26 protein-coding genes are annotated in these 24,552 nt (G+C 43.0%); 7 read left to right on the top strand and 19 right to left on the bottom strand.

The features are described 5' to 3' along the window. Nucleotides 1–420: 420 nt before the first annotated feature. The 3 genes from ACUXV2_RS04530 to ACUXV2_RS04520 all read right to left on the bottom strand — a co-directional run bounded on the left by ACUXV2_RS04530 (nucleotide 421) and on the right by ACUXV2_RS04520 (nucleotide 3,271). Nucleotides 421–1,353 (bottom strand): ATP-grasp domain-containing protein, encoded by a 933-nt coding sequence (locus ACUXV2_RS04530; protein ID WP_446245861.1) that lies wholly within the window; start codon nucleotides 1,351–1,353, stop codon nucleotides 421–423. Between the two features lie 92 nt (nucleotides 1,354–1,445). Continuing rightward, nucleotides 1,446–1,904: a large conductance mechanosensitive channel protein MscL gene (gene mscL, locus ACUXV2_RS04525; RefSeq protein WP_446245860.1), complete on the bottom strand. Its 459-nt coding sequence runs from the start codon at nucleotides 1,902–1,904 to the stop codon at nucleotides 1,446–1,448. 407 nt (nucleotides 1,905–2,311) lie between these two features. Further along, nucleotides 2,312–3,271 carry a LacI family DNA-binding transcriptional regulator gene (locus ACUXV2_RS04520; protein WP_446245859.1) on the bottom strand — a complete coding sequence of 320 codons (960 nt, stop codon included), beginning with the start codon at nucleotides 3,269–3,271 and terminating at the stop codon, nucleotides 2,312–2,314. A gap of 124 nt (nucleotides 3,272–3,395) precedes the next feature. Here ACUXV2_RS04520 and ACUXV2_RS04515 point away from each other — a divergent pair, with 124 nt between their 5' ends. Then, on the top strand, nucleotides 3,396–3,533 hold the full coding sequence (locus tag ACUXV2_RS04515) for a hypothetical protein (protein WP_446245858.1): 138 nt from the start codon (nucleotides 3,396–3,398) through the stop codon (nucleotides 3,531–3,533). 39 nt (nucleotides 3,534–3,572) lie between these two features. Here ACUXV2_RS04515 and ACUXV2_RS04510 read toward each other — a convergent pair whose 3' ends face one another. Next, complete coding sequence (locus tag ACUXV2_RS04510; RefSeq protein WP_446245857.1) at nucleotides 3,573–3,896, bottom strand: winged helix-turn-helix transcriptional regulator; 324 nt, start codon at nucleotides 3,894–3,896, stop codon at nucleotides 3,573–3,575. A 149-nt stretch (nucleotides 3,897–4,045) separates the two neighbouring features. On the opposite strand from ACUXV2_RS04510, the gene ACUXV2_RS04505 reads away from it, so the two are divergent. Continuing rightward, a complete protein-coding gene (locus ACUXV2_RS04505) occupies nucleotides 4,046–4,657 on the top strand; it encodes a nitroreductase family protein (protein WP_446245856.1) in 612 nt (203 codons plus the stop codon). A 50-nt stretch (nucleotides 4,658–4,707) separates the two neighbouring features. On the opposite strand, the gene ACUXV2_RS04500 is transcribed toward ACUXV2_RS04505, so the two are convergent. Then, entirely contained in the window at nucleotides 4,708–6,354 is a 1,647-nt protein-coding gene (locus ACUXV2_RS04500; protein WP_446245855.1) for a M20/M25/M40 family metallo-hydrolase, read from the bottom strand. 192 nt (nucleotides 6,355–6,546) lie between these two features. Between ACUXV2_RS04500 and ACUXV2_RS04495 the strand changes: the two genes are divergently transcribed. Further along, entirely contained in the window at nucleotides 6,547–7,848 is a 1,302-nt protein-coding gene (locus ACUXV2_RS04495) for an NCS2 family permease (RefSeq protein WP_446245854.1), read from the top strand. Nucleotides 7,849–7,920: 72 nt separating this feature from the next. On the opposite strand, the gene ACUXV2_RS04490 is transcribed toward ACUXV2_RS04495, so the two are convergent. Continuing rightward, a complete protein-coding gene (locus ACUXV2_RS04490) occupies nucleotides 7,921–8,475 on the bottom strand; it encodes a histidine phosphatase family protein (protein WP_446245853.1) in 555 nt (184 codons plus the stop codon). A 66-nt stretch (nucleotides 8,476–8,541) separates the two neighbouring features. Next, a complete protein-coding gene (locus tag ACUXV2_RS04485) occupies nucleotides 8,542–9,588 on the bottom strand; it encodes a tetratricopeptide repeat protein (protein WP_446245852.1) in 1,047 nt (348 codons plus the stop codon). A 332-nt stretch (nucleotides 9,589–9,920) separates the two neighbouring features. Here ACUXV2_RS04485 and ACUXV2_RS04480 point away from each other — a divergent pair, with 332 nt between their 5' ends. From ACUXV2_RS04480 to ACUXV2_RS04470, 3 genes are all read left to right on the top strand, one after another. Next, nucleotides 9,921–10,871 (top strand): L-lactate dehydrogenase, encoded by a 951-nt coding sequence (locus ACUXV2_RS04480; protein ID WP_446245851.1) that lies wholly within the window; start codon nucleotides 9,921–9,923, stop codon nucleotides 10,869–10,871. A 93-nt stretch (nucleotides 10,872–10,964) separates the two neighbouring features. Next, a complete protein-coding gene (locus tag ACUXV2_RS04475) occupies nucleotides 10,965–11,342 on the top strand; it encodes a hypothetical protein (protein WP_446245850.1) in 378 nt (125 codons plus the stop codon). 3 nt (nucleotides 11,343–11,345) lie between these two features. Beyond that, complete coding sequence (locus ACUXV2_RS04470) at nucleotides 11,346–12,011, top strand: SIMPL domain-containing protein (protein ID WP_446245849.1); 666 nt, start codon at nucleotides 11,346–11,348, stop codon at nucleotides 12,009–12,011. 211 nt (nucleotides 12,012–12,222) lie between these two features. Here ACUXV2_RS04470 and proC read toward each other — a convergent pair whose 3' ends face one another. The 12 genes from proC to queG form a co-directional block, all read right to left on the bottom strand. After that, nucleotides 12,223–13,029 (bottom strand): pyrroline-5-carboxylate reductase, encoded by an 807-nt coding sequence (gene proC, locus ACUXV2_RS04465; protein ID WP_446245848.1) that lies wholly within the window; start codon nucleotides 13,027–13,029, stop codon nucleotides 12,223–12,225. A 119-nt stretch (nucleotides 13,030–13,148) separates the two neighbouring features. Continuing rightward, nucleotides 13,149–14,165 carry a phosphotransferase enzyme family protein gene (locus ACUXV2_RS04460; RefSeq protein ID WP_446245847.1) on the bottom strand — a complete coding sequence of 339 codons (1,017 nt, stop codon included), beginning with the start codon at nucleotides 14,163–14,165 and terminating at the stop codon, nucleotides 13,149–13,151. 19 nt (nucleotides 14,166–14,184) lie between these two features. Next, nucleotides 14,185–14,487, bottom strand: a complete 303-nt coding sequence (locus tag ACUXV2_RS04455) for a YciI family protein (protein ID WP_446245846.1) — start codon at nucleotides 14,485–14,487, stop codon at nucleotides 14,185–14,187. Between the two features lie 153 nt (nucleotides 14,488–14,640). Then, a complete protein-coding gene (locus tag ACUXV2_RS04450; RefSeq protein WP_446245845.1) occupies nucleotides 14,641–15,132 on the bottom strand; it encodes an STAS domain-containing protein in 492 nt (163 codons plus the stop codon). 298 nt (nucleotides 15,133–15,430) lie between these two features. After that, nucleotides 15,431–16,600, bottom strand: a complete 1,170-nt coding sequence (gene yhbH, locus ACUXV2_RS04445) for a sporulation protein YhbH (protein ID WP_446245844.1) — start codon at nucleotides 16,598–16,600, stop codon at nucleotides 15,431–15,433. A gap of 452 nt (nucleotides 16,601–17,052) precedes the next feature. Continuing rightward, complete coding sequence (locus ACUXV2_RS04440; protein WP_446245843.1) at nucleotides 17,053–17,223, bottom strand: multidrug ABC transporter ATPase; 171 nt, start codon at nucleotides 17,221–17,223, stop codon at nucleotides 17,053–17,055. 84 nt (nucleotides 17,224–17,307) lie between these two features. Next, the gene (locus ACUXV2_RS04435) at nucleotides 17,308–17,508 is read right to left on the bottom strand and encodes a hypothetical protein (protein WP_446245842.1); all 201 of its coding nucleotides are present in this window, start codon (nucleotides 17,506–17,508) and stop codon (nucleotides 17,308–17,310) included. A gap of 103 nt (nucleotides 17,509–17,611) precedes the next feature. Continuing rightward, nucleotides 17,612–19,507, bottom strand: coding sequence for a PrkA family serine protein kinase (locus ACUXV2_RS04430; RefSeq protein WP_446245841.1), 1,896 nt, complete (start codon nucleotides 19,505–19,507; stop codon nucleotides 17,612–17,614). 656 nt (nucleotides 19,508–20,163) lie between these two features. Then, nucleotides 20,164–20,913, bottom strand: coding sequence for an oxygen-insensitive NADPH nitroreductase (gene nfsA / locus ACUXV2_RS04425; RefSeq protein WP_446245840.1), 750 nt, complete (start codon nucleotides 20,911–20,913; stop codon nucleotides 20,164–20,166). 89 nt (nucleotides 20,914–21,002) lie between these two features. Then, nucleotides 21,003–21,491, bottom strand: a complete 489-nt coding sequence (trmL, locus tag ACUXV2_RS04420) for a tRNA (uridine(34)/cytosine(34)/5-carboxymethylaminomethyluridine(34)-2'-O)-methyltransferase TrmL (RefSeq protein ID WP_446245839.1) — start codon at nucleotides 21,489–21,491, stop codon at nucleotides 21,003–21,005. Between the two features lie 64 nt (nucleotides 21,492–21,555). Further along, complete coding sequence (locus ACUXV2_RS04415) at nucleotides 21,556–22,428, bottom strand: amidase domain-containing protein (RefSeq protein WP_446246999.1); 873 nt, start codon at nucleotides 22,426–22,428, stop codon at nucleotides 21,556–21,558. Nucleotides 22,429–22,517: 89 nt separating this feature from the next. After that, a complete protein-coding gene (gene queG, locus ACUXV2_RS04410) occupies nucleotides 22,518–23,660 on the bottom strand; it encodes a tRNA epoxyqueuosine(34) reductase QueG (protein ID WP_446245838.1) in 1,143 nt (380 codons plus the stop codon). A 106-nt stretch (nucleotides 23,661–23,766) separates the two neighbouring features. Here queG and ACUXV2_RS04405 point away from each other — a divergent pair, with 106 nt between their 5' ends. Continuing rightward, nucleotides 23,767–24,438: a B3/B4 domain-containing protein gene (locus ACUXV2_RS04405; RefSeq protein ID WP_446245837.1), complete on the top strand. Its 672-nt coding sequence runs from the start codon at nucleotides 23,767–23,769 to the stop codon at nucleotides 24,436–24,438. Nucleotides 24,439–24,552: the final 114 nt, after the last annotated feature.

The raw sequence follows: 24,552 nt of genomic DNA, 5'->3' as shown, positions 1-24,552 counted from the left end.
TAAAAGTTCAACAAGAAAAGCGGAAGGGCTTTGCTCAGAGGCGGGTGGCATAAGACGAACCGTCCATGAAGGCGTTCTTTGCGTTCTTGGCCGGTTTGGCTTATGACATGTGCCTCTAAGCCCCGCAGCTGGACACTAGAGATGCGGATGCGGCTTGTTCAGAGGCGACAAGCATAAGATGAATGGGCCGGAATAGGTGGCAATTTTGGTTACGACGCCTGAATCTTCGAGTTTTGGCCAATAATCTTTTAGTTTTTACCATTATTCTTTCGATTTCAACCAATATTCTTCGAGTTCCGCCCCTTATTCTTTCGATTTTCAAATTAATTCCGTCAACTGGAAAACAATTCCACAAAAGACAGAATCCCGAACAAACAAAAAACCCCTCCATCCAAGAGGGGCTCCCATACTATCTCATGATCACAGTTTTTCCAATTCACTACCCAAATACTTTGCAAGCTCCAGCATGCCATACTTACCGGCAGCTTCCTCGGCATCTTTGTTGTAGTTCGTATTGGTATTCACGTCATACGTGTAGATCGTTCCTTCTGCATCCTTGATAAATTCAATGCCGGCGACATCGATTTTGTTCTCGATGAGGAAGGTCCGATAGTCAGAAATGATTCCATCTTCGAAACCATCGATTACTTGAAACTTGGGTGCCTTTTCCTCTTCGCCGACCGGACAGAATAAGTCATCAATCTGACAGGCATCGGCAGGACATAGTTCAAAGCCTTCGGATGTATCCACTCGGACAGCATATAGAAACTGTCCACCGATGAATTCACAACGGATGATGGAAGAATCGGGTGACTGGATATATTCCTGTATTAACGTTGTACCGTCCAATGGTTCCTCAAAGGAATCACTGTAAACATAGTCCTTCAATGCTTCGACTGAATGGAATAATTGTACGCCCAACCCTTTACCGGCACGGTTATGTTTAGTGATAAACGATGTCTTTCCCAGTTTTTCTGCAGCTTCAACAATTTGCTTTTTCCCAACAGCAGCAATGGTCTTTGGGGTTTTGATGCCGGCCGCATTCAAAGCCATATATTGATTCACTTTGCTGACTTCCAGCCGGAGAGCACGAGTACCATTTAATACCTTTCGATCATGACGCTCAAGCCAGGATAGGACACTTTCTGTCAATTCCGGTGCATAGCGATGATCCCTTGTATGTGATGACGCGCTGATTCTATTATAGAATACGCCGTCTGGAGGGATTTCTGTCAAATCGACAACGCCTTGATCGAGAAACCATTCTTCGTACGGCAGCCCCAGTTCATTCAAACGAGCCGTCAAATGATCGGTCCATTCACTGTTTTCATGTATGACATAAATTTTTTTCATCATGATTACCCCATTTTAATAAAATTCAAAAAGAATAAGAGAATACAAAGTAATCCTACTATAAAAGTAGGATTACAGTCAAAATGGAGTGTTCATTTCACATTCCGTTTATTTTTAATGTGTATTTTCAAGCCGCTTTTGGAAGGGCTTTGCTGGGAAGGACCATTCAGCTGAATGGGCTCACTTCTTTCCTCCTTCAACAGGTCCCTTATTTCCTGAAGGACTTCGAGATTGGTCGTCTGTTTGACTTTATATTGCTCCTCTCCTCCCCTTAAGCGGTTGAAGAGCTTGATCATAAAAAATATACTTGCAGCAACCAGGAGAAAATCGACTGTCGTCTGAATGAACTTTCCTATTTCAATCACCTCAGCTTTCACTTTCAAGGTCAGTCCTTCAAAATTTATGCCACCGAATACTATGCCCACTATGGGTATCATGATATCTTGAACGAGAGATTCTACAATCTTCCCAAATGCTGCCCCGATCATCACTGCAATGGCAAGATCAAATACATTCCCCCTGGAAATGAACTGCTTAAATTCTCTCCACATCATCCCTTCACCTGCCGTTTCATTATTAAATCATATGGCAGGAACAAGCAAGGTATGAGGACAATCTTATGTTTATTAAGTTAGCTCGACTCTGCCGAAAAAGAGAATCCAGGGAGTCCATTCTGATTCATGATCAGCAGCAAGGTTCTGCCCTTCCCGCGCAGGCCCCTGACTTCGATGGCGCTCCCCTACAAAGAAAAAAAGCCGACCCGTTTCCGGATCTGCTTATCATATTCTACATGATATATTTTCTTACAATCGCAAAAAGAAGGAATAAGGCAACAACAAACATGACGATGACCAGGATTTTTTCTTCTTTATTACCAAGCATAATGATTCGCCTCCCTGTGATGTACCCTTCACCCAGTGTACTATCATTTTACCCTGAATTGAGCTTCCAACACGTATTACACCGTTTTCCGCTCGTGCAAAGTGGTTTCAAGAATGACCGGGGAAGATGGGTCATCCTTTAAGAACAGCTTAAATGCCTCCTCACCCAGCTGTCTGATGGGTACCTCAAATGAAGTAATATCAAAAACATCAGATATCGGATGATTATCAAAACTTAAGATTGCGAGTTCATCAGGAATGGCAATGCCCTTCCTCCCTGCTTGAGATACAATTCCTGCCGAAACTTGATCACTTGTGACGATAAGGGCAGAAGGCTTCTCATTCATAGCCTCCCATTGCCCTGCGACTTCCCTGCCATCCTTTAGGTCGATACAGTTGTTGAAAATCCAGTCTTCACGGACATCATAACCGGCCGCTTCGGCCCCATCATAGAATCCACGGACCCGCTCCTCACTATTGGTACCGAAAGTGCGGTGAATACATAACCCAATGTCGGTATGGCCTTTGGAATACAGATGATCGATTCCGGTACGAATCGCTTCATAATGGTTGATGAACACTTTTTTCTCCACACCCTGAAGGTTTTCACAGAAAACGACATTCAGCCCCTCCATTATAGGATGCAGCGTTTCGAGGGAGTTCGCCCTTGATGTGATGATAAGGCCATCTACCTCTTTCATCTGAAGACGGTGAAAGGCATCAAGTTCTGCCTCTTTTTCATAATCAGTCTGAAAAATCTGCAGATGGTACCCATGTTTCAAAGCTTCTGCGGCGATGCCCTGCAGCACTTCACCAAAGTAAGGAAGGTTTAGAAAGGGAAGTACCACGCCTATGCAATACGTTTTCCCCTTGGATAAATGAACGGCATTTGCATTTTTGATGTATTTCAATTCTTTGACGGCGTCCATTACTTTCCGTCTTTTTTCTTCTATAACATAAGGGTGATCATTCAATACCCTTGAAACGGTTGAAACCGATACACCGGCCAGCTGGGCTATTTTACGGATATTTGTCATGATAGCCCCCCCCTTTTTTATGGATGTTTTTTTCTGCAAAATGCTTGCTCTGAAACGCGTTTCACAGTTTATTGTCAAGATAAGGTTAACGCATTAAAAAAATAAAAGGCAAGGAGGATGCGGTATGCTGGGCATTTTATATCTCCCGATTCTTTGTATCATCATTGTCGGAGGCAGTTATCTTGCATTGGAGCCCATTGATTTTTTCACTGCAACAGATGTTGATGATCCTTTCGATTCACTGTTTAAGAGACATATGTAATACTAATAAGCTGCTTCCTCCAGGCGGGGAAGCGGTTTTTTATTCGTGTCCAGGTGGATTCATCCATTTTTCCGCCCATACATGTACCGCCTCAAGAACCGGTTGAAGATCTCTTCCTTTTTGTGTCAGCGTGTATGTGATTTTCAACGGCTTCTCTTCCACACACTCCCGCTGGACAAGTCCGCACCCTTCCAGTTCTTTCAGCCTGTCTGCCAGAACTTTTTGACTGAGATTCGGTATTTGATCATTTATATCTTTAAAACGGCAGCTTCCGTCAAATAATACTCTTATAATCACTCCGACCCAGCGTTTTCCCAATAGAGAAAAAGCTGCTTCGTATTTAGGACATATGGTTGAATTCATGATGGAACACACTTCCTTTAAGTCTGATTGCTTGACGCAAAAAAATACGTCCGTTATAGTGGTCATGTTATAAACTACTTACAAAAAGTAAGTGACATCCAGATATACCCTATATTATAGCACTATTTTCACATCAAGGAGGCATAATCATGACAAACTTCTTTCAAGTGGCAGAGGAACGCCGCTCAACGAAAGTATACAATCCAGAGGTGGAGATCCCGCGTGAAGAATTGGTAGAAATTCTTGAAATTGCAGGGAAAGCACCTTCTGCATGGAATCTGCAGCATTGGAATTTTCTTGTGTTTGACCAAAAAGAAGTTCAGGAGCGCCTGCTTCCGATTGCATATAATCAGCAGCAAGTCGTAGATGCATCTGCAGTCGTTGCCGTACTGGGAGATCTTGAGGCAGATAAAAATATCGACCCTGTACTCGATCCTTCAGTCGAAAAAGGTGAAATGACACCGGAATTAAAAGAAATCCTTTCAAAACAGATCAAAGGGGCCTACAGCCGAGACCAATACCCAAGGGATGCCGCATTCAGCAACGCTTCGCTCGCAGCCATGCAGTTAATGCTGGCAGCCAAAGCGAAAGGCTGGGACACTTGTCCGATCGGTGGCTTCAATCCGTCAGCCCTGATTTCAGAATTCAATATTTCCGGCCGTTACCTGCCGATCATGCTGATCACCATCGGTAAACCTCTTAAGGAAGCACGAAAAACAGACCGACTAGATATCCGCAATTTAATTGATTGGGCGGAATAATAGAAAGCCACATCGTTTTCAGCGATGTGGCTTTTGATTTGAATGAAGCATTAAATGTTCAATAAATCCTTTGTGACCCGTTGAATGATTTCCGGCAGTACTGAAAATGTATAGGGTTTATATACTCGTTCCGTCCACTGGTGACCGTCTTTTCCGTAAACACCGATATTAATGGAAGGAATATTGAGCTTCCGGATCGTGTCAATCGGTACCGGGTAAAGGTCGTCAATCATCGGGAGATTCTTTTTGATCACTTCGATGTCTTCATCTTCTTCATGAAGTGACAGAAAGCTTCCGTCTGCGAGATATGGAAAAAAGCGCTTTGTAACGAACTCTTCTCCTGTTTCCTCGGAAATTTCATTCAGACAGCTGTTAAGCACTTCCTTTACTTTCTTTCCGTATTCATTCTCTTCGTTTAAATAGTTATGAGGCAGAAACGGAGGTGCGAAGAAAATGATGACTCTTGGCGTTCGATCAGGGTCGAGATGCTGAAGGGCTTCTACCATTTTATAGGAAACAGTGCGTCTGTCCTCACCCTCATGATCACGTAGCACTTTTTCCATGACAGGCTCCGGATCCAGTCCCCTTTCTTTCAGCCAGAAGATATATTCCCTTAATGTGAGGACATCAACCTGCCACGACAATTCCCGCTCAGGAAAACCGTGATAATCACGGTAGCTTTCATACTGCTGTTTACTTCGTTCCTCGAGCTGTGCCACCGCCTTCATGGCGGCCTTCTTCATTACGTATAACACATCGCGGGCCGTCTTTTCATAAACAAAATAGTTAAAATAAATTGACGTGGAGAGCGGTGTCTGTACATTATACGCTGTCTTATCGTCTTTAAAATAAAGGCATGACGGAGGTAGAGTGAATTCACCTGGTATATTTTCCACAAAGTCAAGATTCTGATTGATCTCCAAATTGATTTTAGAAGCGATCGCGGTCGGGTCGATGGACGTCAATACGTCACCTACATGTGCTTCCCTCCCATAAATATAAAACCCGGGAAGAAATTTACCGGCTGCTCCTGTATAAATATATCTCTTACAGTCCCCGTCATAAATGGGGGAAATAAAATCGGTATTGATGGCCGCCAAGTAGTCCAATCCTCCGCGCTTCAAGCGGTCAAGCTCTGTTAAAGCTGCAATCAGCCCCGCGTGTTCACTTTCTTCATCTCCATTGAATAAAAACAAAAGATTCCCTTCCGGAGCCTTGCTTTGTTCGGAAAAATGAAGCAGATTTGCAAGGTGAACGGCAATTCCGCTTTGCATATCGAGGGATCCCCTGCCAAATAGCCAATTCCCTGACAGGGCATCTTCTCTTACTTTCTCTTCACCTTCATAGTCCATGAAGAATTTCTGAAGAAAATCAGGGTCATGTGCCATTTCCTGCAGGGCACCGTAATCATCTGTGCCTACCGTATCGTAATGGGCATGAAACAATAATGTTTTTGATGTTTCACCGTCAAGAAGAGCAAAGACATTCTGACGGCCGATCACGTCATTTGGGACTTCCTGCAACCACACTTTATCGGGATGTTTTTGAAAGTAAGGAAATGACCGGATGATTTCATATATATATTGCGCTTTTCGGCTTTCACCGTCTGTACCATTATAACTTTTAAGAGCGACTAAAGATCGTGTGATGAGTTCAATCTGCTCGGAGATCGATTTGTCTTTCAGCTGTAAATACACGTTAGTACCGCTCCTTTCCCTTAAATATATTCTCTATAATTGATAACATCTTAACGAAAAAGCACATCATTTGGAAGGGGTTTCAAAATTATTTTTTATAATTTTTTTGGATTACCTATTGAATTCCACCTTAATACCGAATAATATATTATTTGTGTGTTTTTAATGTTCGTTTTTTATGGAGGTATAACAATGTTTAAATTGAAAGAAAACGGCACTACTCCGAAAACTGAAATACTGGCTGGTTTGACAACGTTCCTGACGATGGTTTATATCGTGATCGTCAACCCGATTATTTTAGCGGATGCAGGTGTTCCGTTTGACCAGGTATTCATGGCAACGATTATATCAGCCGTTGTGGGTACATTATGGATGGCATTATTCGCAAACTATCCAATTGCAATCGCTCCAGGTATGGGTTTGAATGCGTATTTTACCTATTCTGTCGTCGGAGCGAATGAAGATATCTCATATGTTGTGGCATTTTCTGCTGTCTTTGTAGCAGGAATCATATTTGTCATTCTTTCTCTTACACCATTCCGTGCAAAATTGATTGAAGCGATTCCGCAAAATTTAAAACACGGGATCACGGCAGGAATCGGTCTGTTCATCGCATTCATCGGATTACGTTTGACCGGTTTGATTGAAGCCCACCCGACCAATTTGGTAAAGCTCGGGGATCTTCATTCACCTTCTGCACTTCTTGCCCTTACCGGATTGGCAGTGACGCTTGTTCTTATGGTGATGAATGTCCATGGGGCACTATTCATCGGAATGATCGTGACGGCACTGATTGCTTATTTTACAGGGGAGCTGTCTTTTGATAAAGGGATCTTTGCCATCCCTCATCTACCGGAAGGCATCATCATCAGCAATCCGATTACCGCATTTGCAGATGTAGTTCAATACGGACTCTATGCCGTCGTATTCTCCTTTTTGCTCGTGACGATTTTTGATACGACCGGTACGATGATCGGTGTTGCACAGCAGGCAGGATTGATGAAAGGCAACAAAATGCCGAGAGCACGTGAAGCACTTTTGGCAGACTCCGTTGCGACGACAATCGGGGCAATGTTCGGTACAAGCCCTACATCCGCCTACATCGAGTCCTCTGCTGGTGTGTCTGCAGGAGGCAGAACAGGATTAACGACTTTGACCGTGTCGATTCTATTTATTTCAGCCGCCTTTTTCGGTCCTCTGGTCAGTGCAGTTTCAGGGATTTCAGCAATCACGGCCCCTGCCCTGATCATTGTCGGCAGCTTGATGATGGGCAGCATCTCCCATATTAAATGGGATGAACTGGATGAAGCGTTCCCTGCATTCCTGATCATCCTGAGCATGCCTCTGACATCAAGCATCGCAACAGGAATTGCACTTGGATTCATCTCTTATCCGCTATTAAAAGTAGTCAAAGGACAATGGAAGCAGGTACATCCTCTTGTCTACATCTTTGCAGTATTATTCTTCTATCAGCTGGCATTTCTGCCTCATTAAAAAAATCGCCCGGAATGATTCCGGGCGATTTTTTTTATATATTCGATTCATAATCTTCCAATCGGGAGCTGCTCACTCCCATACCCTCTCAACTCCAGTCAGCGATTTCCCTTCAAAGGTCATTTTATAAATATCCGGCATCTCAAGCTTTTTCCAAAAATCAAAGCCATAGCGTTCATCAAAATGATTCATGATCAGGACCATGATATTTCCGTGAGTCCCGATGGCTACATTTTTACCTTCGTATTTTTCTAAGATACGTAGAAAGCTCCGAATCCCCCTATTCTGCGCTTCCTTATTCGATTCGCCTCCATCGAAAGAAAATTCAGGCTCAGTCCATACTTTCTTTATCGCATGGGAGAAGTCTTCGACTGGTTCCCCCGAGAGCTGTCTTTCCTTCATCTCTTCATAGATTTCAATTTCTTTATCGTAGTGTGAGGCAATTCCTTCTACCGTCTCAATCGCTCTTTTATATGGGCTTGAGCATACAGCGTGGATGTTCTTATCTTTTAAGAGGGATCTCACACGTTCTGCATCGCGTGTGCCCTTTTCTGATAGCGGCCTCTTCAACTCTTCAGGGGTATACACTGAATGTGCATGCCTCACAAAATAAATGTTGGTTTTCAATTCATTCACTTCTTTTCTTAAAAACTTGTATAATTTATTTACTTATAAGCATTAAAAAAGATCTCACTAATCCCAAATCATATCTAACTGACCAGCATAAAATTTTATAGCTTTGTGATAGGACTGAATCGTATGGTCACTAGATGTTTCTGCCAAGAGATTAAGAAGGATTTCCATAGCCTCACTATGCTCTTTAACATTATGTAATGTCATACTGTAAAAGAGTTTTAATGCATTATTCTCAGGGAACCTTTCCATCCCTTCATTTAGAATCTTTTTGGCATTTTCATATTGTCCCAACGTACGGAATGTGCTGCCAAGCCCTACATAGGCACCTTGAAGGTCACTCTCATTTAGTCCGAGTTCTAAAGCTTTTTTATAATATGGGATGGCTTCCGATTCTTTTCCGAGTGCATCATGACTCCATGCAGATTGATAATGTAGATGGCCATTAAGAGGGTCTTCTTCTATCATCTTTTTAAAGAGATCAATAGAAGCCTGGATATCTCCTTTTTTTCTCAGGTTAACCCCTTCTTCAATTCTCTCCTCAAGTAATCCAGGCTGACTTTTCCTCTGCTCAGGTCTATACTCAACCAGCCAGGCATCATGCCAGACTCCCTCATGTTTTTCATTTTTAGGCAGGCGTTTTATTTTTTTGTATCCGCATTTTTCATAGCACTTTATGGCTCTCTCATTCCATATCATGGGGTCCATGACAAGGCGGTCAACACCGGCTGTGTCGATAAGATATCCCTTCACAGAATTGATGATGCTGGTCCCGAGTCCTTGATTCCAATAGTCAGGCTCACCTATAAACTGATCGGTTCCGTAAATCACCTCATCGGAAGGACCGTATCCGTATTTATTTCTCTCTTCTTCATCAATGGGATAATATTGAAGATACCCGATTCCCTTGCCTTTATAAGTGATGATGCACCTGATAACCCCATCACTTGGTTTGAGAAATTTTTCTTCTACCATTTGGAGTGTAAAAGGACAGTCCCTTCCCTCATAGTATTGAAGCACCTTCGGGTCAGACAGCCACTTTGTTACCACATATTTATCTTCCTCTTTAATGGGCTGAATCCCTATATCTCCATTCCTGAATTCCATCTCTCACACCTCTTCCCTCTATATAATAGTTCACTGAACCCCAGCAAAAATCCTTCAGGCAAATCTACGGACCGGCCTAAATGCGTTGAGGGACGGGATTTTAATAATGGAATGCATTAAAGGAAAAAAGAGTTTTATTATATAAAAGCGGCATTTTATGACAATCATGTGAAAGTATAAAATTTTTACGTTGTTTAGGTATTTTTTTATATGCTCAGAAGTAGAATAAGCCAGGCATTCATGTTATGATTAGTTTGTGAATTGATTCACAATATAAAGTATACCCCAAGGGTACAATGAAAACTTCCTTAAAGTTAGGTGTGTGATGAAGAATGACAATCAAATGCACAAATAAAGTGGCGCTAATCGGAACTGGATTTGTAGGCTCTAGCTATGCCTTTTCCCTTTTAAATCAGGGAATTGCCCATGAACTGGTATTAATTGATATGAATAAAGAAAAAGCAGATGGAGATGCACGCGACCTCAATCATGGTCTGGCATTTGCTTCTCCGATGAAAATTCACGCCGGGGACTACGGTGATTGTCAGGACGCTGATATCGTGGTGATCACTGCCGGGGCGAATCAAAAGCCTGGTGAAACCCGTCTCGATTTGGTAGGTAAAAACATTAAAATCTTCAAGAGCATTGTCGAACAAGTCATGGCCAGCGGATTTAACGGCATATTTCTTGTCGCTACCAACCCTGTGGATATTTTGACGTATGCAACATGGAAATTCTCCGGATTACCGAAAGAAAGAGTCATCGGATCAGGTACTATTTTGGATACAGCAAGACTGCGCTATTTGGTCGGGGAGCATTTTGACATTGATACCCGTAACATTCATGCCTATATCATGGGTGAGCACGGTGATACAGAATTCCCTGTATGGAGCCATACGACCATCGGAGCCAGTCACTTAAGTGAATTAGTTGATATGAACAAAGAAGAGGTACAGGACAAACTGGATGAAATCTTTATCAATGTAAGGGATGCTGCTTATCAGATCATTGAACGGAAAGGAGCTACCTACTATGGGATCGCCATGGGGCTTGCCCGGATCACGAAAGCGATTTTCAACAATGAAAACAGTATTTTGACCGTTTCTTCAATGCTTGAAGGGGAATATGGACAGAATGATATTTATATCGGGGTTCCTGCAATCATTAACCGTGAAGGGATCCGCCAAGTGGTGGAGCTTCCTCTAAATGAGAAAGAACAAGGTCAATTCAACCATTCTGCCGCGACGTTAAAAGGGATAATGGATACAGCATTCGAGGAATAACCTGTGAGATTGTACTTGAGAATTGAATAGACACGCACGCCATTGCAGCCTCCTCATAAACTATTGAGAATTCGTTTATGAGGAGGTTCTTCTATGTACGATGAGAGACAATTATTCCCTGGAGGAGGTTTTCCAGGCGGAGGACCAGGCGGAGGGCCGCCAAGCTCGCCTCCTCCTGGAGGGCAGCAAGGCTCCGGTAGTCAGCAGCCGCCTGGGCCGCCGCCGAACTATACACCTCAAATGGCACCCATGCAAGCTGGACCGGGGGGACCGAGCACCTTCGCAGTAGACCCTGGTGCCATCAGACGCTGCATGTTCCGTTACACTTATATTTGGCTGAGAAGGGATTCGTTTTGGTTCTATCCAACATTCATTGGCCGCCGTTCGATTGCCGGCTGGAGATGGATCGGCTGGAGATGGGTATATTTCGGCATTGATTTAGATAAGATCCGATCCTTTACATGTGTATAGGCGATGAATATGTATTCGTACCCATCATATATTCGAACAACAGAAGTCCGGAGCGGAACGATCAAGGTTACCGGGGAACAAACACTCTACGTAGATCCGGATCAGGCAATTGTGTCTATTGGCGTCGTTACAAAGAATGAAGATCTTGAAGAAGCCCAGAGTCAGAACCGCCAGATTTCAAACAAAGTTGTGCAATCACTGATGAAGAATGATATTCCGAAAAAGGACATCCAAACGTCCACTTATCAAATCTTTCCTCAATATAATTATGAAGACGGAAAGCAGGTCTTTACCGGTTATGAGGTAAGGCATGTTTTCCGGGTTACTGTGAACGACATTGACTCTCTGGGAAAAATCATTGATGATGCCGTAAAGAGCGGAGCAAATCGTGTCGAGAATATTCAATTTGTCAATTCCGACCCTGCAAAGACCTACCAACAGGCCCTTGCTGCTGCTTATCAAAATTCATATGAAAAAGCTCTCACCCTTTCTAATCAATCCGGTCAGCAATTGAACCCGTATCCCAAATCCATTACTGAACATTCCGGTACTGCTGTGATACCGTATGCTCCGACTGCCTTTGTCAAAGCAGCCGAAGAGAGCACAACCCTTCAGCCCGGACAAATCGGCGTAACGGCTTCACTCACAGCGGAATTCCGAACGAAATAAGAAAGCGGAGGCGGCTCGTTCAGCCCCGACAAGCATAAGATGAATGGGACGGGAAGGCGCTTTTTGCCTTCTTGGCCCATTTAGCTTATGACCTCGAGGGGCTAGCCGCCGGAGCTGGACAATTCCCAAGGTAGAACTTAACCTTTCTATTCACAAAAAGGCCCGTCCCTCATCGGTTTAAAGCGATGAAGTGACAGGCCTTTAATATGTTTTATTTTCCCAATGATTTCGTTTTTCTCCCGCAGGCTTCCATGGCCGTTAAGATGGTACCTTTAAATCCATTTTTTTCAAGCGCTGCCACTGCTTCGATGGTGGCACCTCCCGGAGAGCAGACAGCGTCTTTCAGTTCTCCTGGGTGCTTACCTGTGTCGAGTACCATTTTGGCGGCACCCAGTACAGCTTGAGCCGCCATTTCATAAGCCTGGTTTCTTGGTACCCCCTGAAGCACAGCTCCGTCTGCGAGTGCTTCAATGAACATGAACACATAGGCAGGAGAAGACCCGCTCACTGCAGGGATCGCATCCATCAGGCTTTCTTCCACCTGTTGTGCTTTACCGAAGCTGCCGAGGATGACTGAAGCCTCTTCCAATTCCTCATCTGTTAAGTGTTGATTGACACAGTACGCCGTCATGCCTTCCCCCACCAATGAAGGTGTATTCGGCATCGTGCGGACGAGCTTTATCCTTTTACCAAATTGAGCTTCCATCCATTCCAGCGTGATTCCGGCAGCAATCGTCACGACAATCACATCTTCTTTCACTCTATCTTTCACTTCTGAAATGATCTGTTTATACTGATCCGGTTTAATGGAAAGGAACAGAATATCCGAGAATGCGGCAACAGCCAAGTTATCGCTTGTACATTCAACATGAAATTCTTCTGCCACTTTCTTTCGTGTTGCTTCTGATTTTGCGCTGGTCATGACTGCATGTTTATCCACAATCCCTGCCTTCAGTATTCCGCCTAAAATGGCCTGTGCCATATTTCCGCATCCAATAAATCCAATCGTTTTCCCCATAATGGTTCACCTCTGTCTTTGACTATCATCTTTAGAATCATATCAAACTTTTTCAACCCCGTAAAAAAGACCCTGCTGAGCGCAAGCTTCGCCAGGGTCCTCATTCACCTATCTGTTCTTTAACCTTTTACATCCCTTAGAATCGCCTTGTAATCAAGACTGACGATAGGTTCATCGCTCATCAGCCTTTCTTTCAAACCTGTGAGTAACGACTCTTCGACCTCAGATAAATTGTTCAAATCCCATTTTTTGTGGAAAACCGTATAAAGAGTCAGATCCCTTAATAATAAAAATGAAGGCATATGATCAATCCAGTTCTCTTCCAGCGGATATTCCTCCAAATATCCACTCAAAAACGCCGATAAAAAGGTTTCTCCAAATGCAGAACGTACCTCGAGCTTTTCCTTTCCGAGCTTCCACCACACAGAATAATAAAGTGGAATCGCAATATCACTCAAGAAGAAAAACTGCATGCTGTCATCAAAATCAAACACATGAATTTCCCCATCATGATAAAAAAAGTTGCCTGGATGAATATCAGAGTGGATAACTCCGAAGTGTTCAGCAGACTCCTCAAGTGCCTGAAGCTTCTTTTTATTTCGCTCTGCTTTTTCGATAATGACCGCATCATCTGAGGGCAGATATTTGGAATACTGCATGATATCATCTTCATCCCAGCGTTCCCTTACATATTCTGAAGCTTTATAATCCTTTGTGACCCGATGCATGTTGCCGGTGATCTTTCCCCATTTTTTAAACAGTTCTTCATCAAAAAGATCATCCTTAATGCTCACGGGCTTACCGGGAGCTTTATCAAATAAGCACACATAAAAGCAGGTGTCTCCCGCTTCCAATACCTCAACCAGTCTCCCGTCCTCTGATTGGTTCACCAGCGACACGTTCACCCCATTCTCATGCAGATAATTCACCCACCTGAGTTCGGCTTCGACATCTTTTTTAGAACGGTGTGAACTATGGGTCAACCTTAATATGTATGGTGCCTCTTCCTTATACACTTCATATACGTAGTTTTCAAAATCTCCAAGCTTCTTTGCACGGGAAGCGTCACAACCGAATCTCTTTGCCGCTGTTTCCAGGAGCGCGTCATTAAACAGGTTTTCTATCCATTTTTCCATCAATTATTCTCCTTATCTACTATGATTCCTTCAACAAAGCTACTCGGTATGGAAATAGCTCCGCCGTCATGATACCTTCCTTAACAGACGGATCTTCCCTCATGAATTCCTCTGCTGCAGCTTCGTTTTCCGCTTGGAATACGACGATTCCAAATGCATTTTCTTCTTCATTCAATGTTCTTCCCGCCAAGATCACCACACCGCGATCCCTATATTCCTTCAACCTCTTAAAATGGTCTGCAACGACCTTTTCATCTTCCCCAGTCCAATTTTCTTCTTTATGTAATCTCGGAATCAGTTTCAGTATGTAGATATATTCCATAATGCCAATACCCCCTCTTTCTTCATTCATTTCCCTCTTCATATATTCGCCTTTTCAGGCGGGGATTCCTTTATAAAAAAGATCAGCTGGCATTCAAGTTTGCAAGAATTATCAAAACCCAATAAAAAAAACCAACCCATTAAGGCTGGTCTATTATTCTTGGATATTCTGAAACTGTATCCCTCTTTGCTGCATTAAATATTGAAGAGCGGTTCTGAATGTAAGGAAGCTTTTCACTTCCAAGATCTGCTGTAAACCAGAATGGACGATGATCTGCGTAAGAGAAGGCGTAAAACCGACAAAGATAACTTCTACCCCCATCAATGAAATGGCTTTTGCCATATTATCGATATATGTGCCGAATACGTCCAATTCACAGATTTCTTTTTCTGAAATGGCCGAGAAATCTATGATGATAGTATGGATGTCTTCTTGATAAGAAACATTCAGGATTCTGGTGATGATCATCTCGAAACGCTCAGGAGAAAGCCGGCCTGTTATCGGGACAAGAATGGTTTCAGGAACGATGGAAGGGATGATCGGTGCTGAGATATCTTTAATTAATTCCTCAGACTCTGCCAGTTGTTTTTTTAGTTGAGCAATTTCCTCTTTCAGTTCAAGTATTTGCGTAGATTCGTGTGTCATTCTAAACCTCACCATATCAAATTATTTAGGCGCTGTTCGAAAACGTTGTTGTATTAACTCAAGATACCCTTTAAAGAAAGTGTAAGCTTGAGTTCGAAAAAAGCACGTGCACCCGCTCCATCCAGACTTGTTAAACAACGTGCGAAGACAACGATCGTTTAGAAAACAGCAAATATTTTTTAAGAAACACATGTCTCTTTATTTTAGCACCAAACCTCTTTGAAAGCGTACTATTTTTTAATGGTAATGGCACATTTCGGAAAAACAGAAAAAACCAGCCTTGATCGGCTGGTTTTTATCACGCATATGCTTTTTCTTCTTCTTTCTTGAAGAAGCTTCTCATGGCATGGAATACATCGGCTTTTTGCTTGAGGATATAGTAACGGAAGTCTTCATTCTTGATGTTTTTATAAGCGGACATGAGGGTTGAGTGACGGTTATACTGGTTTACTTCACCGTATCCAAACATGCTGGATACCTTCATTAATTCTTCAACAAGCTTAACACAGCGTACATTGTCTGACGTTAAATTGTCACCGTCAGAGAAATGGAACGGGTAAATATTGTATCGTGTCGGATTGTATTTCTCATCAATCAATTCGAGCGCTTTACGATAAGCAGATGAACAAATCGTCCCTCCGCTCTCTCCCTTTGAGAAGAAATGTTCTTCCGAAACGACTTTTGCTTCAGTATGGTGAGCGATGAATTCAATTTCAACAGTCTCATATTTAGTTCTTAAGAACCGTGTCATCCAGAAGAAGAAGCTTCTTGCCATATACTTCTCCCATACACCCATACTTCCGCTTGTATCCATCATCGCTAACACGACGGCTTTGGATTCAGGCTTTAATACTTCGTTCCACGTTCTGAACTTCAGATCTTCAGATATGATCGGATGAAAGCTCGGTGCTCCTTTCATGGCATTCCTCTTAAATGCAGACATCATCGTTTTCTTCTTATCGATATTTCCCATAAGTCCCGTTTTACGAATATCATTGAATTCAATGTGTTCCACTGTTTGGACATCCTGCTCTTTCTTTCTCAGGTTCGGAAGTTCCAACTGACTAAATAATGCCTCTTCAATTTCCATGAGAGACACTTCTGCTTCATAATAATCTTCGCCTGCTTTATCTCCTGCTCCTTGACCTTTTCCGGGACCTTTCTGCTGTTGAGAGCCATCTCTCGCAATTACATCTCCAACTTGACTGTCGCCGTCTCCTTGCCCTGCATGTTTATTTTTATCATAGTTGTATCGGATTTTATATTCATCTAAAGAGCGAATCGGGATTTTGACGACATCACGGCCATTGGACATAATGATGTTTTCTTCAGTGATCAGATCAGGTAAATTATTTCTTATCGCATCCTGTACTTTCTCTTGATGTCTTTGCTGATCATCGTGACCTTTGCGGTGGAGGGCCCAATCTTCCTTGGAAATGACAAACTGATGATTATCGATTTGACTCAAACTATTCCCCTCCTTAAATTATTTCACACTTTTCCTCTAAGCTGCATACACTATGTTGACTGCCTAATCTACTGTCTTCCCCCTAAAAGGAATGAATCGGGGATTACTCTATCCTATGCAGAAGTATTGATAAATTTACAAATAATTTCGACAATTAAACGTTCTTTTTAAAATTGGACGAGCCTGTTTTTTTTCGTGAAATGAATACTATGATATGTATACAGATATGCATGACAATATGTAAGTTTGGCAGAAGAATCTGTATGACATATTTGTGAATCTGATTGTTTTTACTATTTATTGGTCTATAAATCTGCCAGGGACTTCTACTCAGGCTGTGTTTTTTACCAGCAGTTGATTCCCCCTGGTGATTCCTGCTATTTTTCACCGGCAGCAATAGATGATTCATAATCAAACAGAGCAAAAAAAAACCAGGTGAATTCACCTGATTACTACTCTTCCTCATATTGAGCCGGATCTTGGACACGATTGTGGTTCTTTAATTCTCCGCTGGAACGCAGCTTATCCATTTGCTTGCCTAGCTTGACCAATTCCTCCATATTGGAGGCCATGCTTCCGTTAAAAGGTTCTGCTTCTTCTCGAGGCTGAGATTTAGAAGACATCCCCTTCACCCACTTTCATATGAGATATGGGCCCGGCTCTCTCTATCTATAGAGTATTATATTCTGATTTTTCCGTCAATATTTTCATTTTTTATCCCTTTCTTTATATTGAACGGGATCAGGCTGCTTTTTATCTTCTTTCAATTCCTCATTCGTACGGAGCCTGTCCATCTGCTTTCCGAGCTGCTCCATCTCTTCCATATCGTGTGCCATCGAGCCATTTTCAGGCTCATAGTTTTTATCCAGTTCAACGTTTTTATCAGGGTCATGTTTCTTTTTCATCATGTCATCACCTCTTTTTATTACTATTACATTTCCCCTCTCTTCCCATTAGTAAACCGTAAAAAGAACGGAATGTGTATCACATCCCGTTCTTGGCATCGACCTATTAACGATTCAACAAGCTTCCTACATAACGCAGCAGTTCATTTGCAGAAGTAGAATTATAACCATGCTCATCAATAAGGCGGGCTACTACTTCGTTGACCTTCTTAAGCTGTTGTTCATCCGGCGTTTTTGTAGATGTCGTGATCTTTACAACATCCTTCAGGTCGGCAAACAGCTTCTTCTGGATCGCTTCACGAAGGCGGTCATGAGAGTTGTAATCAAACCTCTTCCCTTTACGGGCATAAGCGGAAATACGGATAAGAATCTCTTCACGAAAAGCTTTCTTGGCATTTTCAGAAATGCCGATCTGTTCTTCAATCGAGCGCATCAGTTTTTCATCAGGATTGATTTCTTCACCTGTCAATGGATCATGCAGTTTTGCTTTGTTGCAATAGGCTTCTACATTATCCAGATAATTATCCATAAGCGTCTTAGCCGACTCTTCGTATGAATACACAAAGGCTTTTTGGACTTCTTTTTTCGCGATATCATCATATTCTTTACGGGCAAGCGAAATGAAATTCAAATATCTTTCGCGCAGCTCATTTGTGATCGATGGATGCTGGTCGAGTCCTTCCTTAAGGGCCCTGAGAACATCAAGCGCGTTAATGGTCGGTATCTCTTTACGAATGATCGTAGATGAAATCCGATTAATCACATAACGCGGATCGATACCGCTCATCCCCTCATCCTGGTACTCTTTCTTCATTTCATCCACATCGGCTGAGTTGAAGCCTTCCACACTTTCTCCGTCATACAGGCGCATCTTCTTGATCAGATCGATGTCGCCCCGCTTCGGTTCTTTCATACGGGTCAAGATGGTGAACATCGCTGCGACACGCAGTGTATGAGGCGCAACATGCACATTGGATACATCACTTTCCCCGATCATCTTTTCATAAATCTTCTCTTCCTGTGTCACTTTCAGATTATATGGAACCGGCATTACGATAATACGCGAGTGCAATGCCTCATTTTTCTTATTGGAAATAAAAGAGCGGTACTCCGTTTCATTCGTATGCGCTACAATCAACTCATCTGCCGAGATCAGCGCAAATCGTCCGGCTTTGAAATTTCCTTCCTGCGTGAGAGATAATAAATGCCATAAGAACTTCTCATCACATTTCAGCATCTCCTGGAATTCCATCAAGCCGCGGTTCGCTTTGTTCAGCTCGCCGTCAAAACGGTAAGCACGAGGATCGGATTCCGAACCATATTCGGCGATCGTCGAGAAGTCGATGCTTCCCGTCAAATCCGCAATATCCTGTGACTTCGGATCGGATGGACTGAATGTTCCGATTCCGACACGTTTATCTTCTGAGAAAAAGACTCTTTCTACCTGGACATCTTCAATTCTGCCCTGGTACTCTTTTTCAAGCCTCATCGTCGTTAACGGTGAAAGATTTCCTTCAATCCGGATTCCGTATTCCTGATGGAAATCCTCACGCAAATGCTGTGGAATCAAATGAAGCGGATCCTCATGCATCGGACAGCCTTTTATGGCAAAAATGGCTCCACGATCTGTGCGTGAATACTGTTCCAAACCGCGTTTCAGCATGGCCACAAGCGTCGATTTACCTCCACTGACCGGCCCCATCAACAAAAGGATTCTCTTTCTCACGTCTAATCGTTTAGCAGCAGGATGAAAATACTCTTCCACAAGTCTTTCAAGCGCCTCTTCCAAGCCAAATAATTGATTGCTGAAGAATTTATATCGTCGTTTCCCATCTACTTCTTCGACTCCAGCATCCTTGATCATATTATAGACTCTAGAGTGAGCCGACTGACCAATCCAAGGCTTCTCCTTCAATAACTCAAGATACTGAGCAAACGTCCCTTCCCATTTCAGTTTTACTTCTTCTTCGCGGTAATGTTCAACTTTTTTTAAAATATCCATATGGACCTCCCCCTGTCGCTTAATGAGAGACGATTAATATACTCTATGCGCTTGTTCACTCTAACATGTTAAGAAGATGTATTTCGTTCGTTTTTCCTTAAACATGACGTCTGGATTTACACCTGGTTCCTCCCATCTATTGCAGGCTGCATCAGCCCATATGGATGACATCCGCAATGGAAGTTAATGAATTTGTCACAAAATTATTCCGCTTTCATTCACAACTTTGATAAAATAGGCTATACTAAAGACAGACTGTGGAATATGAAACTGGAGGTTACCAACTATGGGTACTATCATGATTTTAGGTGTTACTGCGGCGTTCTTGACAGCAATCTTCACTGCTGGATATAACGACAAGCCAGGTTCAAACTAATAGTTGCGAAAACACCCCGGAAAGCAATTGCTTTCCGGGGTGTTTTGGCTTTTTTCCACTTAAACAGCAAGAATTAATGATAAAACATACATTTTAGTTACAACGAACCGGGTTAAACTTGATATATTATCAAAAAGGGACTGTTTATTATTAAAAATCTAGATATATTATCAAAAAAGACCATTTTATTATCAAAAACAACTTTTTATTATCAAAACCCCTTTTCAGAAGACATCCCTCAGCTAAAGTACCGGCGGAGTCCACAACCCTGAATCACAGATTACCGCTTATCAAACCCACGCCCCTCAACAAATTCCTTCATATACATCCTCTTCTTCCCGGACAGCATTTTCGCCATCTGTTCAGTCCAGCGGTCGGATCGTTTGCCGCCTGTACGCTCATGATAGTAGGCAGAAATCGTTTCATCATAGTGGTCCAATTCCGCCTTCATCCCTGCTTCATCAGACATATAGGCATCCTCATGATACACGGCATTCAGCGGAAGTCGCGGTTTGACGTCTGTATCAGCTTCCGGATATCCCACAGCCAGTCCGAATAACGGAATGACGCGATGCGGAAGTTGGAGGACTTCACTCACTGCTTCCAAGTCGTTCCTGATTCCTCCTATGTAGCAGATGCCCATCCCCATTGATTCGGCTGCAATCGAAGCGTTCTGGGCTGCCAATGAAGCATCGATGAGTGCGACCATGAATTTTTCCGTGCTTTCCAAAGAAGGAATCACATCAGCGTTCTCCCATTTACCAATATTCTCGTGACGATGCAAGTCAGCGCAGAACACGAAGAAGTGTCCATTTTCTTCAACATAGTTTTGATTCCCCGCTAATTCGGCAAGTTTTTTCTTTTTAACGGGATCCTTCACTCCGATGATGGTGTACGCCTGGATATAACTCGAAGTACTTGCTGCCTGTGCACTTTGAACAATGGTACGAATCTGTTCGCCAGTCAATGGTTCGTTTTTAAAATTTCGAATTGAACGGTGATTCAAGATGGTTTCAATCGTCTGGTTCATTATGTATTTCTCCTTTTCATTCGCTTTTCCTATAGTATAAGCCAAATGAAAAAAGGAATGAAAATCATATGATTCTCATTCCTTCTTTATTACTTCGGCAATTCTCGATGAAGCCCTGGATAGTTACGCTGTCTGAGCGCTTCGTAGATTAAAATGGCTGCCGTATTGGAAAGGTTCAATGAACGGACATTCTCATTCATCGGGATCCGAAGTGCTCGGTCCAGATTATTTTGGATCACATCATCCGGCAGACCTGTTGTTTCCCTGCCGAATATAAAGTAATAGTCTTTCTCCTCTACGCTGTAATCAAAATGTGAATGCGGAGTTTTTCCGTATTTAGTCAGGTAGAAAAATTCTCCGCCTTCGTTTTTCTCAAAGAATTCATCGAGTGAATCATAATACACGATGTTAACAAACTGCCAATAGTCAAGACCTGCCCTCTTCAGCATTTTATCGTCCGTGGAAAAACCCAGTGGACGGATCAAATGCAGGGTCGTATCAGTCGCTGCACACGTCCTCGCAATATTTCCTGTATTTGCTGGAATTTCTGGTTGATATAATACAACATGTACTCCCATGTATGTCACCTCATTCATAAAACTCTATGTGACATTATACCATTTATCTATGAGAGGACAATACTTATCGATCATCAACAACCGTATAAAACTTATACTTTATATTCGGGGTATAGGCAGTCGAGTCTTCATACTTCCAATATCTCATCCTGCTGTTGAAGGTGTGTGCATTCACCAAAGGCATCCCATCAGCATCTATTCCTGTCACAATCGTCGTATGGTCGAAGCGGCCGTCCCCTTCGAAATCATAGCAAATGACATCACCCAGCTTCAGCTTATGCGGACCTTCCACTTCTCTTGCACGAAGTCCGACGGTTGACGCAGGAAGATGCAGCCTCATGGCATTCGCTACCGTCCAGCTATAGCTCCAGCTGTTATTCTGCATCCACCAGCCCTGCCCCTGTGATGGGAATCCTCTCATCGGCGCATTCCCTGCATGAAGGCACTGTGAAATATAATTCGTGCAGTCATTCTCAAACTTCCGATATGCAGGGTTGAACGTGTTCCACCATTTCTCTGCGTATTGAACAGCCTTCAATCTATCATATCGATACGAAAGCCTTTCCTCACTGCTTCCGTTAGAATACTCTACCTTCGTGCTTGTGGCGTCAACTACAGAAGGAATTTCACCATCGTTATATAGTCTGCCGTCATAATAGACCGCTCTCCGATTTTCAACTTCTTCTTCTAAATATAGAAACGAGCCTTGTTTCACTAAGTATTTATAATGAACATCATAGAGGACTGCCTGGGTATCATCGGGCATCTTCTGTATATCATTCACTTTTCCGGCCGCTTCCACTTTGACGATTTCGGCATGCCGCTTCTCACAGGATTCTTTTTTCCTTTTTACTTTGTCATGCTGAAAGCGGGTCTGACCCCGGGTTGTATATTCACTGATCACATGATTGATATGATCCATCAGAAGTTTTCTGATCATCGCCTTCCCTCCTCTTTTCATGTCTATGAGGGAAACACTCTGTTCACAACAAAAAAGGATAAATCCAATACAAAATGGATTTATCCTTATCCCGCGTCTGCAGCCAGCAGCCGAAGACCTTTCTCGATTTCATTGAGCACGTCTTCGTCTTTTTCAATTGTTTTCTGTTTCAATAATGCTTTTTCTGCTTCGCTGCCACCGATTTTTCCCAGTGCCCAGGCAGAAGTCCCCCGAATCACTGGCCGCACATCGTTTTCCATTACTTCAATCAGATCTTCAATCGCTGTCTCGTCCTTGTAATGAGCGAGTGCTATGATTGCATTCCGCTGAATGGGCTTTTTGCCTCTCCATGAACCAGATACATGCCCATACTTCTCCTTAAATTCCCGGTTGCTGATCGTGAGGAGCGGTTTCAGCAATGGCTTTGCAATTTCCGGGTCAGGCTCCATTTCTTCATGAAAATGAAAGTCCTTCCCTTTATTTTCAGGACAGACTGTTTGACACGTATCACATCCGTATAAACGATTTCCGAGCTTCACCCGGTACTCATCGGCGAGGAAACCTTTTGTCTGTGTCAAAAATGCAATGCATTTCTGCGCATCCAGTTGGCCTCCATCAATCAATGCACCGGTCGGGCAGACGTCCACGCATTTATTGCATGTCCCGCATTGATCCTCCATCGGTTCGTCAGGTTCAAATGGCAGGTTTGTCACCATTTCACCCAGATACACATATGAACCAAACTCAGGAGTGATGATGGAACAATTTTTACCGCTCCAGCCGATGCCCGCACGCTCAGCAACCGCACGGTCAACAAGTTCACCTGTGTCCACCATCGATTTAAAACGTGCCTGTGGAATACGTGAAACAATATATTCCTCTAATTTAACAAGACGATCCCGCAGCACATCATGATAATCGGTCCCCCATGAAGCCCTGCAGAAAATGCCCCGTCTTTCACCCCGTTTGCTTTGCGGGGCATCCTTCATTCTGGATGGGTAGGCAAGGGCAATGGCGATGATCGATTTTGGCCCGTCGAATATCAGAGAGGGATCGACCCGTTTCTCGATGTCCTTTTCTTCAAAACCTGATTGATATCCAAGCATCTCCTGGCGAAGAAGCCTGTTTTTCATTTCGGAGAATGTATCGGCTGTTGTAAAGCCGATTTTATCAATTCCGATTTCTTTACTGTAGTCGATGATATCCTTTTTCAATTGATCAAAATCCAAAGCAGCCGCCTCCTTTCCATCTATATACTAACTCTTGAATACGTTAAAAATGATTACAACCGAGTATTATGATAAACTATTTCAAACGAAATGTGGAGGAAAAATAATGGAAATGACAATCAATTCTTCAATTACTTCAATGATTCCCGACTTTAAGATCGGCGTTATTCATTACCATGATATCGAAGTGGGGGAATCCCCTCAAATGCTGAAAGGCAGGCTTCAGTTATTTCAGGAGTCCATCTTCTTCGATCTTCAGGAAAAAAATGTGACGGACATCTCTGGGGTGAGAGAGTGGCGGGAAGTATTCAAGAAAACCGGTAAAGACCCGAACCGCTACCGTCATTCGGCTGAAGCCCTTTACCGTCGCGTGAAAAAGCAGAATTATCTTTCCACCATCAACTCGGCAATCGATCTGAATAACTTCTTCTCTTTACAATATGAGGTGCCGATCGGCATCTATGATCTGGATCAGCTCAAAGGGAATGATATCGAGTTGAGGATCGGGCATTCGGGAGAAACTTACACCGGACTGAACGGAAGGGAAAACTCATTGGAGAATTTGATCATTGCAGCCGATGAGGAAGGTCCTTTCGGCAGTCCCTTCGTCGATTCCAACCGTGCCCCTGTGGGAAATGGAACGAGCAACGCTGTACAAATCATTTTCATGAAGCCTTCCCTCCCTGCTGCAGAAGGTGAGAAGCTGACGAAATCTCTGATGGATATGTTTATCGGGATCCATGGTGGAGAAGGTAGTTATGAAGTGGTTGGAGGATGAATTGGGACTGAGTTTTGCAGAAATAGAATCATGCTTAACCCGGATCCCATACAGAAATAGAATATCATGTTTAACCCGGATCCCATACAGAAATAGAATATCATGTTTAACCCG

It is taken from the genome of Rossellomorea sp. NS-SX7, assembly GCF_052828565.1.
The sequence above is the reverse complement of the archived record's forward strand: the minus strand, read 5'-3'. Positions and strand labels throughout refer to the sequence as shown.

Coding starts and splice junctions, on each gene's coding strand:
- ACUXV2_RS04530 (WP_446245861.1), bottom strand. CDS start 1,353: ATGAAAAAAATTTATGTCATACATGAAAACAGTGAATGGACCGATCAT.
- mscL (WP_446245860.1), bottom strand. CDS start 1,904: ATGTGGAGAGAATTTAAGCAGTTCATTTCCAGGGGGAATGTATTTGAT.
- ACUXV2_RS04520 (WP_446245859.1), bottom strand. CDS start 3,271: ATGACAAATATCCGTAAAATAGCCCAGCTGGCCGGTGTATCGGTTTCA.
- ACUXV2_RS04515 (WP_446245858.1), top strand. CDS start 3,396: ATGCTGGGCATTTTATATCTCCCGATTCTTTGTATCATCATTGTCGGA.
- ACUXV2_RS04510 (WP_446245857.1), bottom strand. CDS start 3,896: ATGAATTCAACCATATGTCCTAAATACGAAGCAGCTTTTTCTCTATTG.
- ACUXV2_RS04505 (WP_446245856.1), top strand. CDS start 4,046: ATGACAAACTTCTTTCAAGTGGCAGAGGAACGCCGCTCAACGAAAGTA.
- ACUXV2_RS04495 (WP_446245854.1), top strand. CDS start 6,547: ATGTTTAAATTGAAAGAAAACGGCACTACTCCGAAAACTGAAATACTG.
- ACUXV2_RS04485 (WP_446245852.1), bottom strand. CDS start 9,588: ATGGAATTCAGGAATGGAGATATAGGGATTCAGCCCATTAAAGAGGAA.
- ACUXV2_RS04480 (WP_446245851.1), top strand. CDS start 9,921: ATGACAATCAAATGCACAAATAAAGTGGCGCTAATCGGAACTGGATTT.
- ACUXV2_RS04475 (WP_446245850.1), top strand. CDS start 10,965: ATGTACGATGAGAGACAATTATTCCCTGGAGGAGGTTTTCCAGGCGGA.
- ACUXV2_RS04470 (WP_446245849.1), top strand. CDS start 11,346: ATGAATATGTATTCGTACCCATCATATATTCGAACAACAGAAGTCCGG.
- proC (WP_446245848.1), bottom strand. CDS start 13,029: ATGGGGAAAACGATTGGATTTATTGGATGCGGAAATATGGCACAGGCC.
- ACUXV2_RS04460 (WP_446245847.1), bottom strand. CDS start 14,165: ATGGAAAAATGGATAGAAAACCTGTTTAATGACGCGCTCCTGGAAACA.
- ACUXV2_RS04455 (WP_446245846.1), bottom strand. CDS start 14,487: ATGGAATATATCTACATACTGAAACTGATTCCGAGATTACATAAAGAA.
- ACUXV2_RS04450 (WP_446245845.1), bottom strand. CDS start 15,132: ATGACACACGAATCTACGCAAATACTTGAACTGAAAGAGGAAATTGCT.
- ACUXV2_RS04440 (WP_446245843.1), bottom strand. CDS start 17,223: ATGTCTTCTAAATCTCAGCCTCGAGAAGAAGCAGAACCTTTTAACGGA.
- ACUXV2_RS04435 (WP_446245842.1), bottom strand. CDS start 17,508: ATGATGAAAAAGAAACATGACCCTGATAAAAACGTTGAACTGGATAAA.
- ACUXV2_RS04430 (WP_446245841.1), bottom strand. CDS start 19,507: ATGGATATTTTAAAAAAAGTTGAACATTACCGCGAAGAAGAAGTAAAA.
- nfsA (WP_446245840.1), bottom strand. CDS start 20,913: ATGAACCAGACGATTGAAACCATCTTGAATCACCGTTCAATTCGAAAT.
- trmL (WP_446245839.1), bottom strand. CDS start 21,491: ATGGGAGTACATGTTGTATTATATCAACCAGAAATTCCAGCAAATACA.
- ACUXV2_RS04405 (WP_446245837.1), top strand. CDS start 23,767: ATGGAAATGACAATCAATTCTTCAATTACTTCAATGATTCCCGACTTT.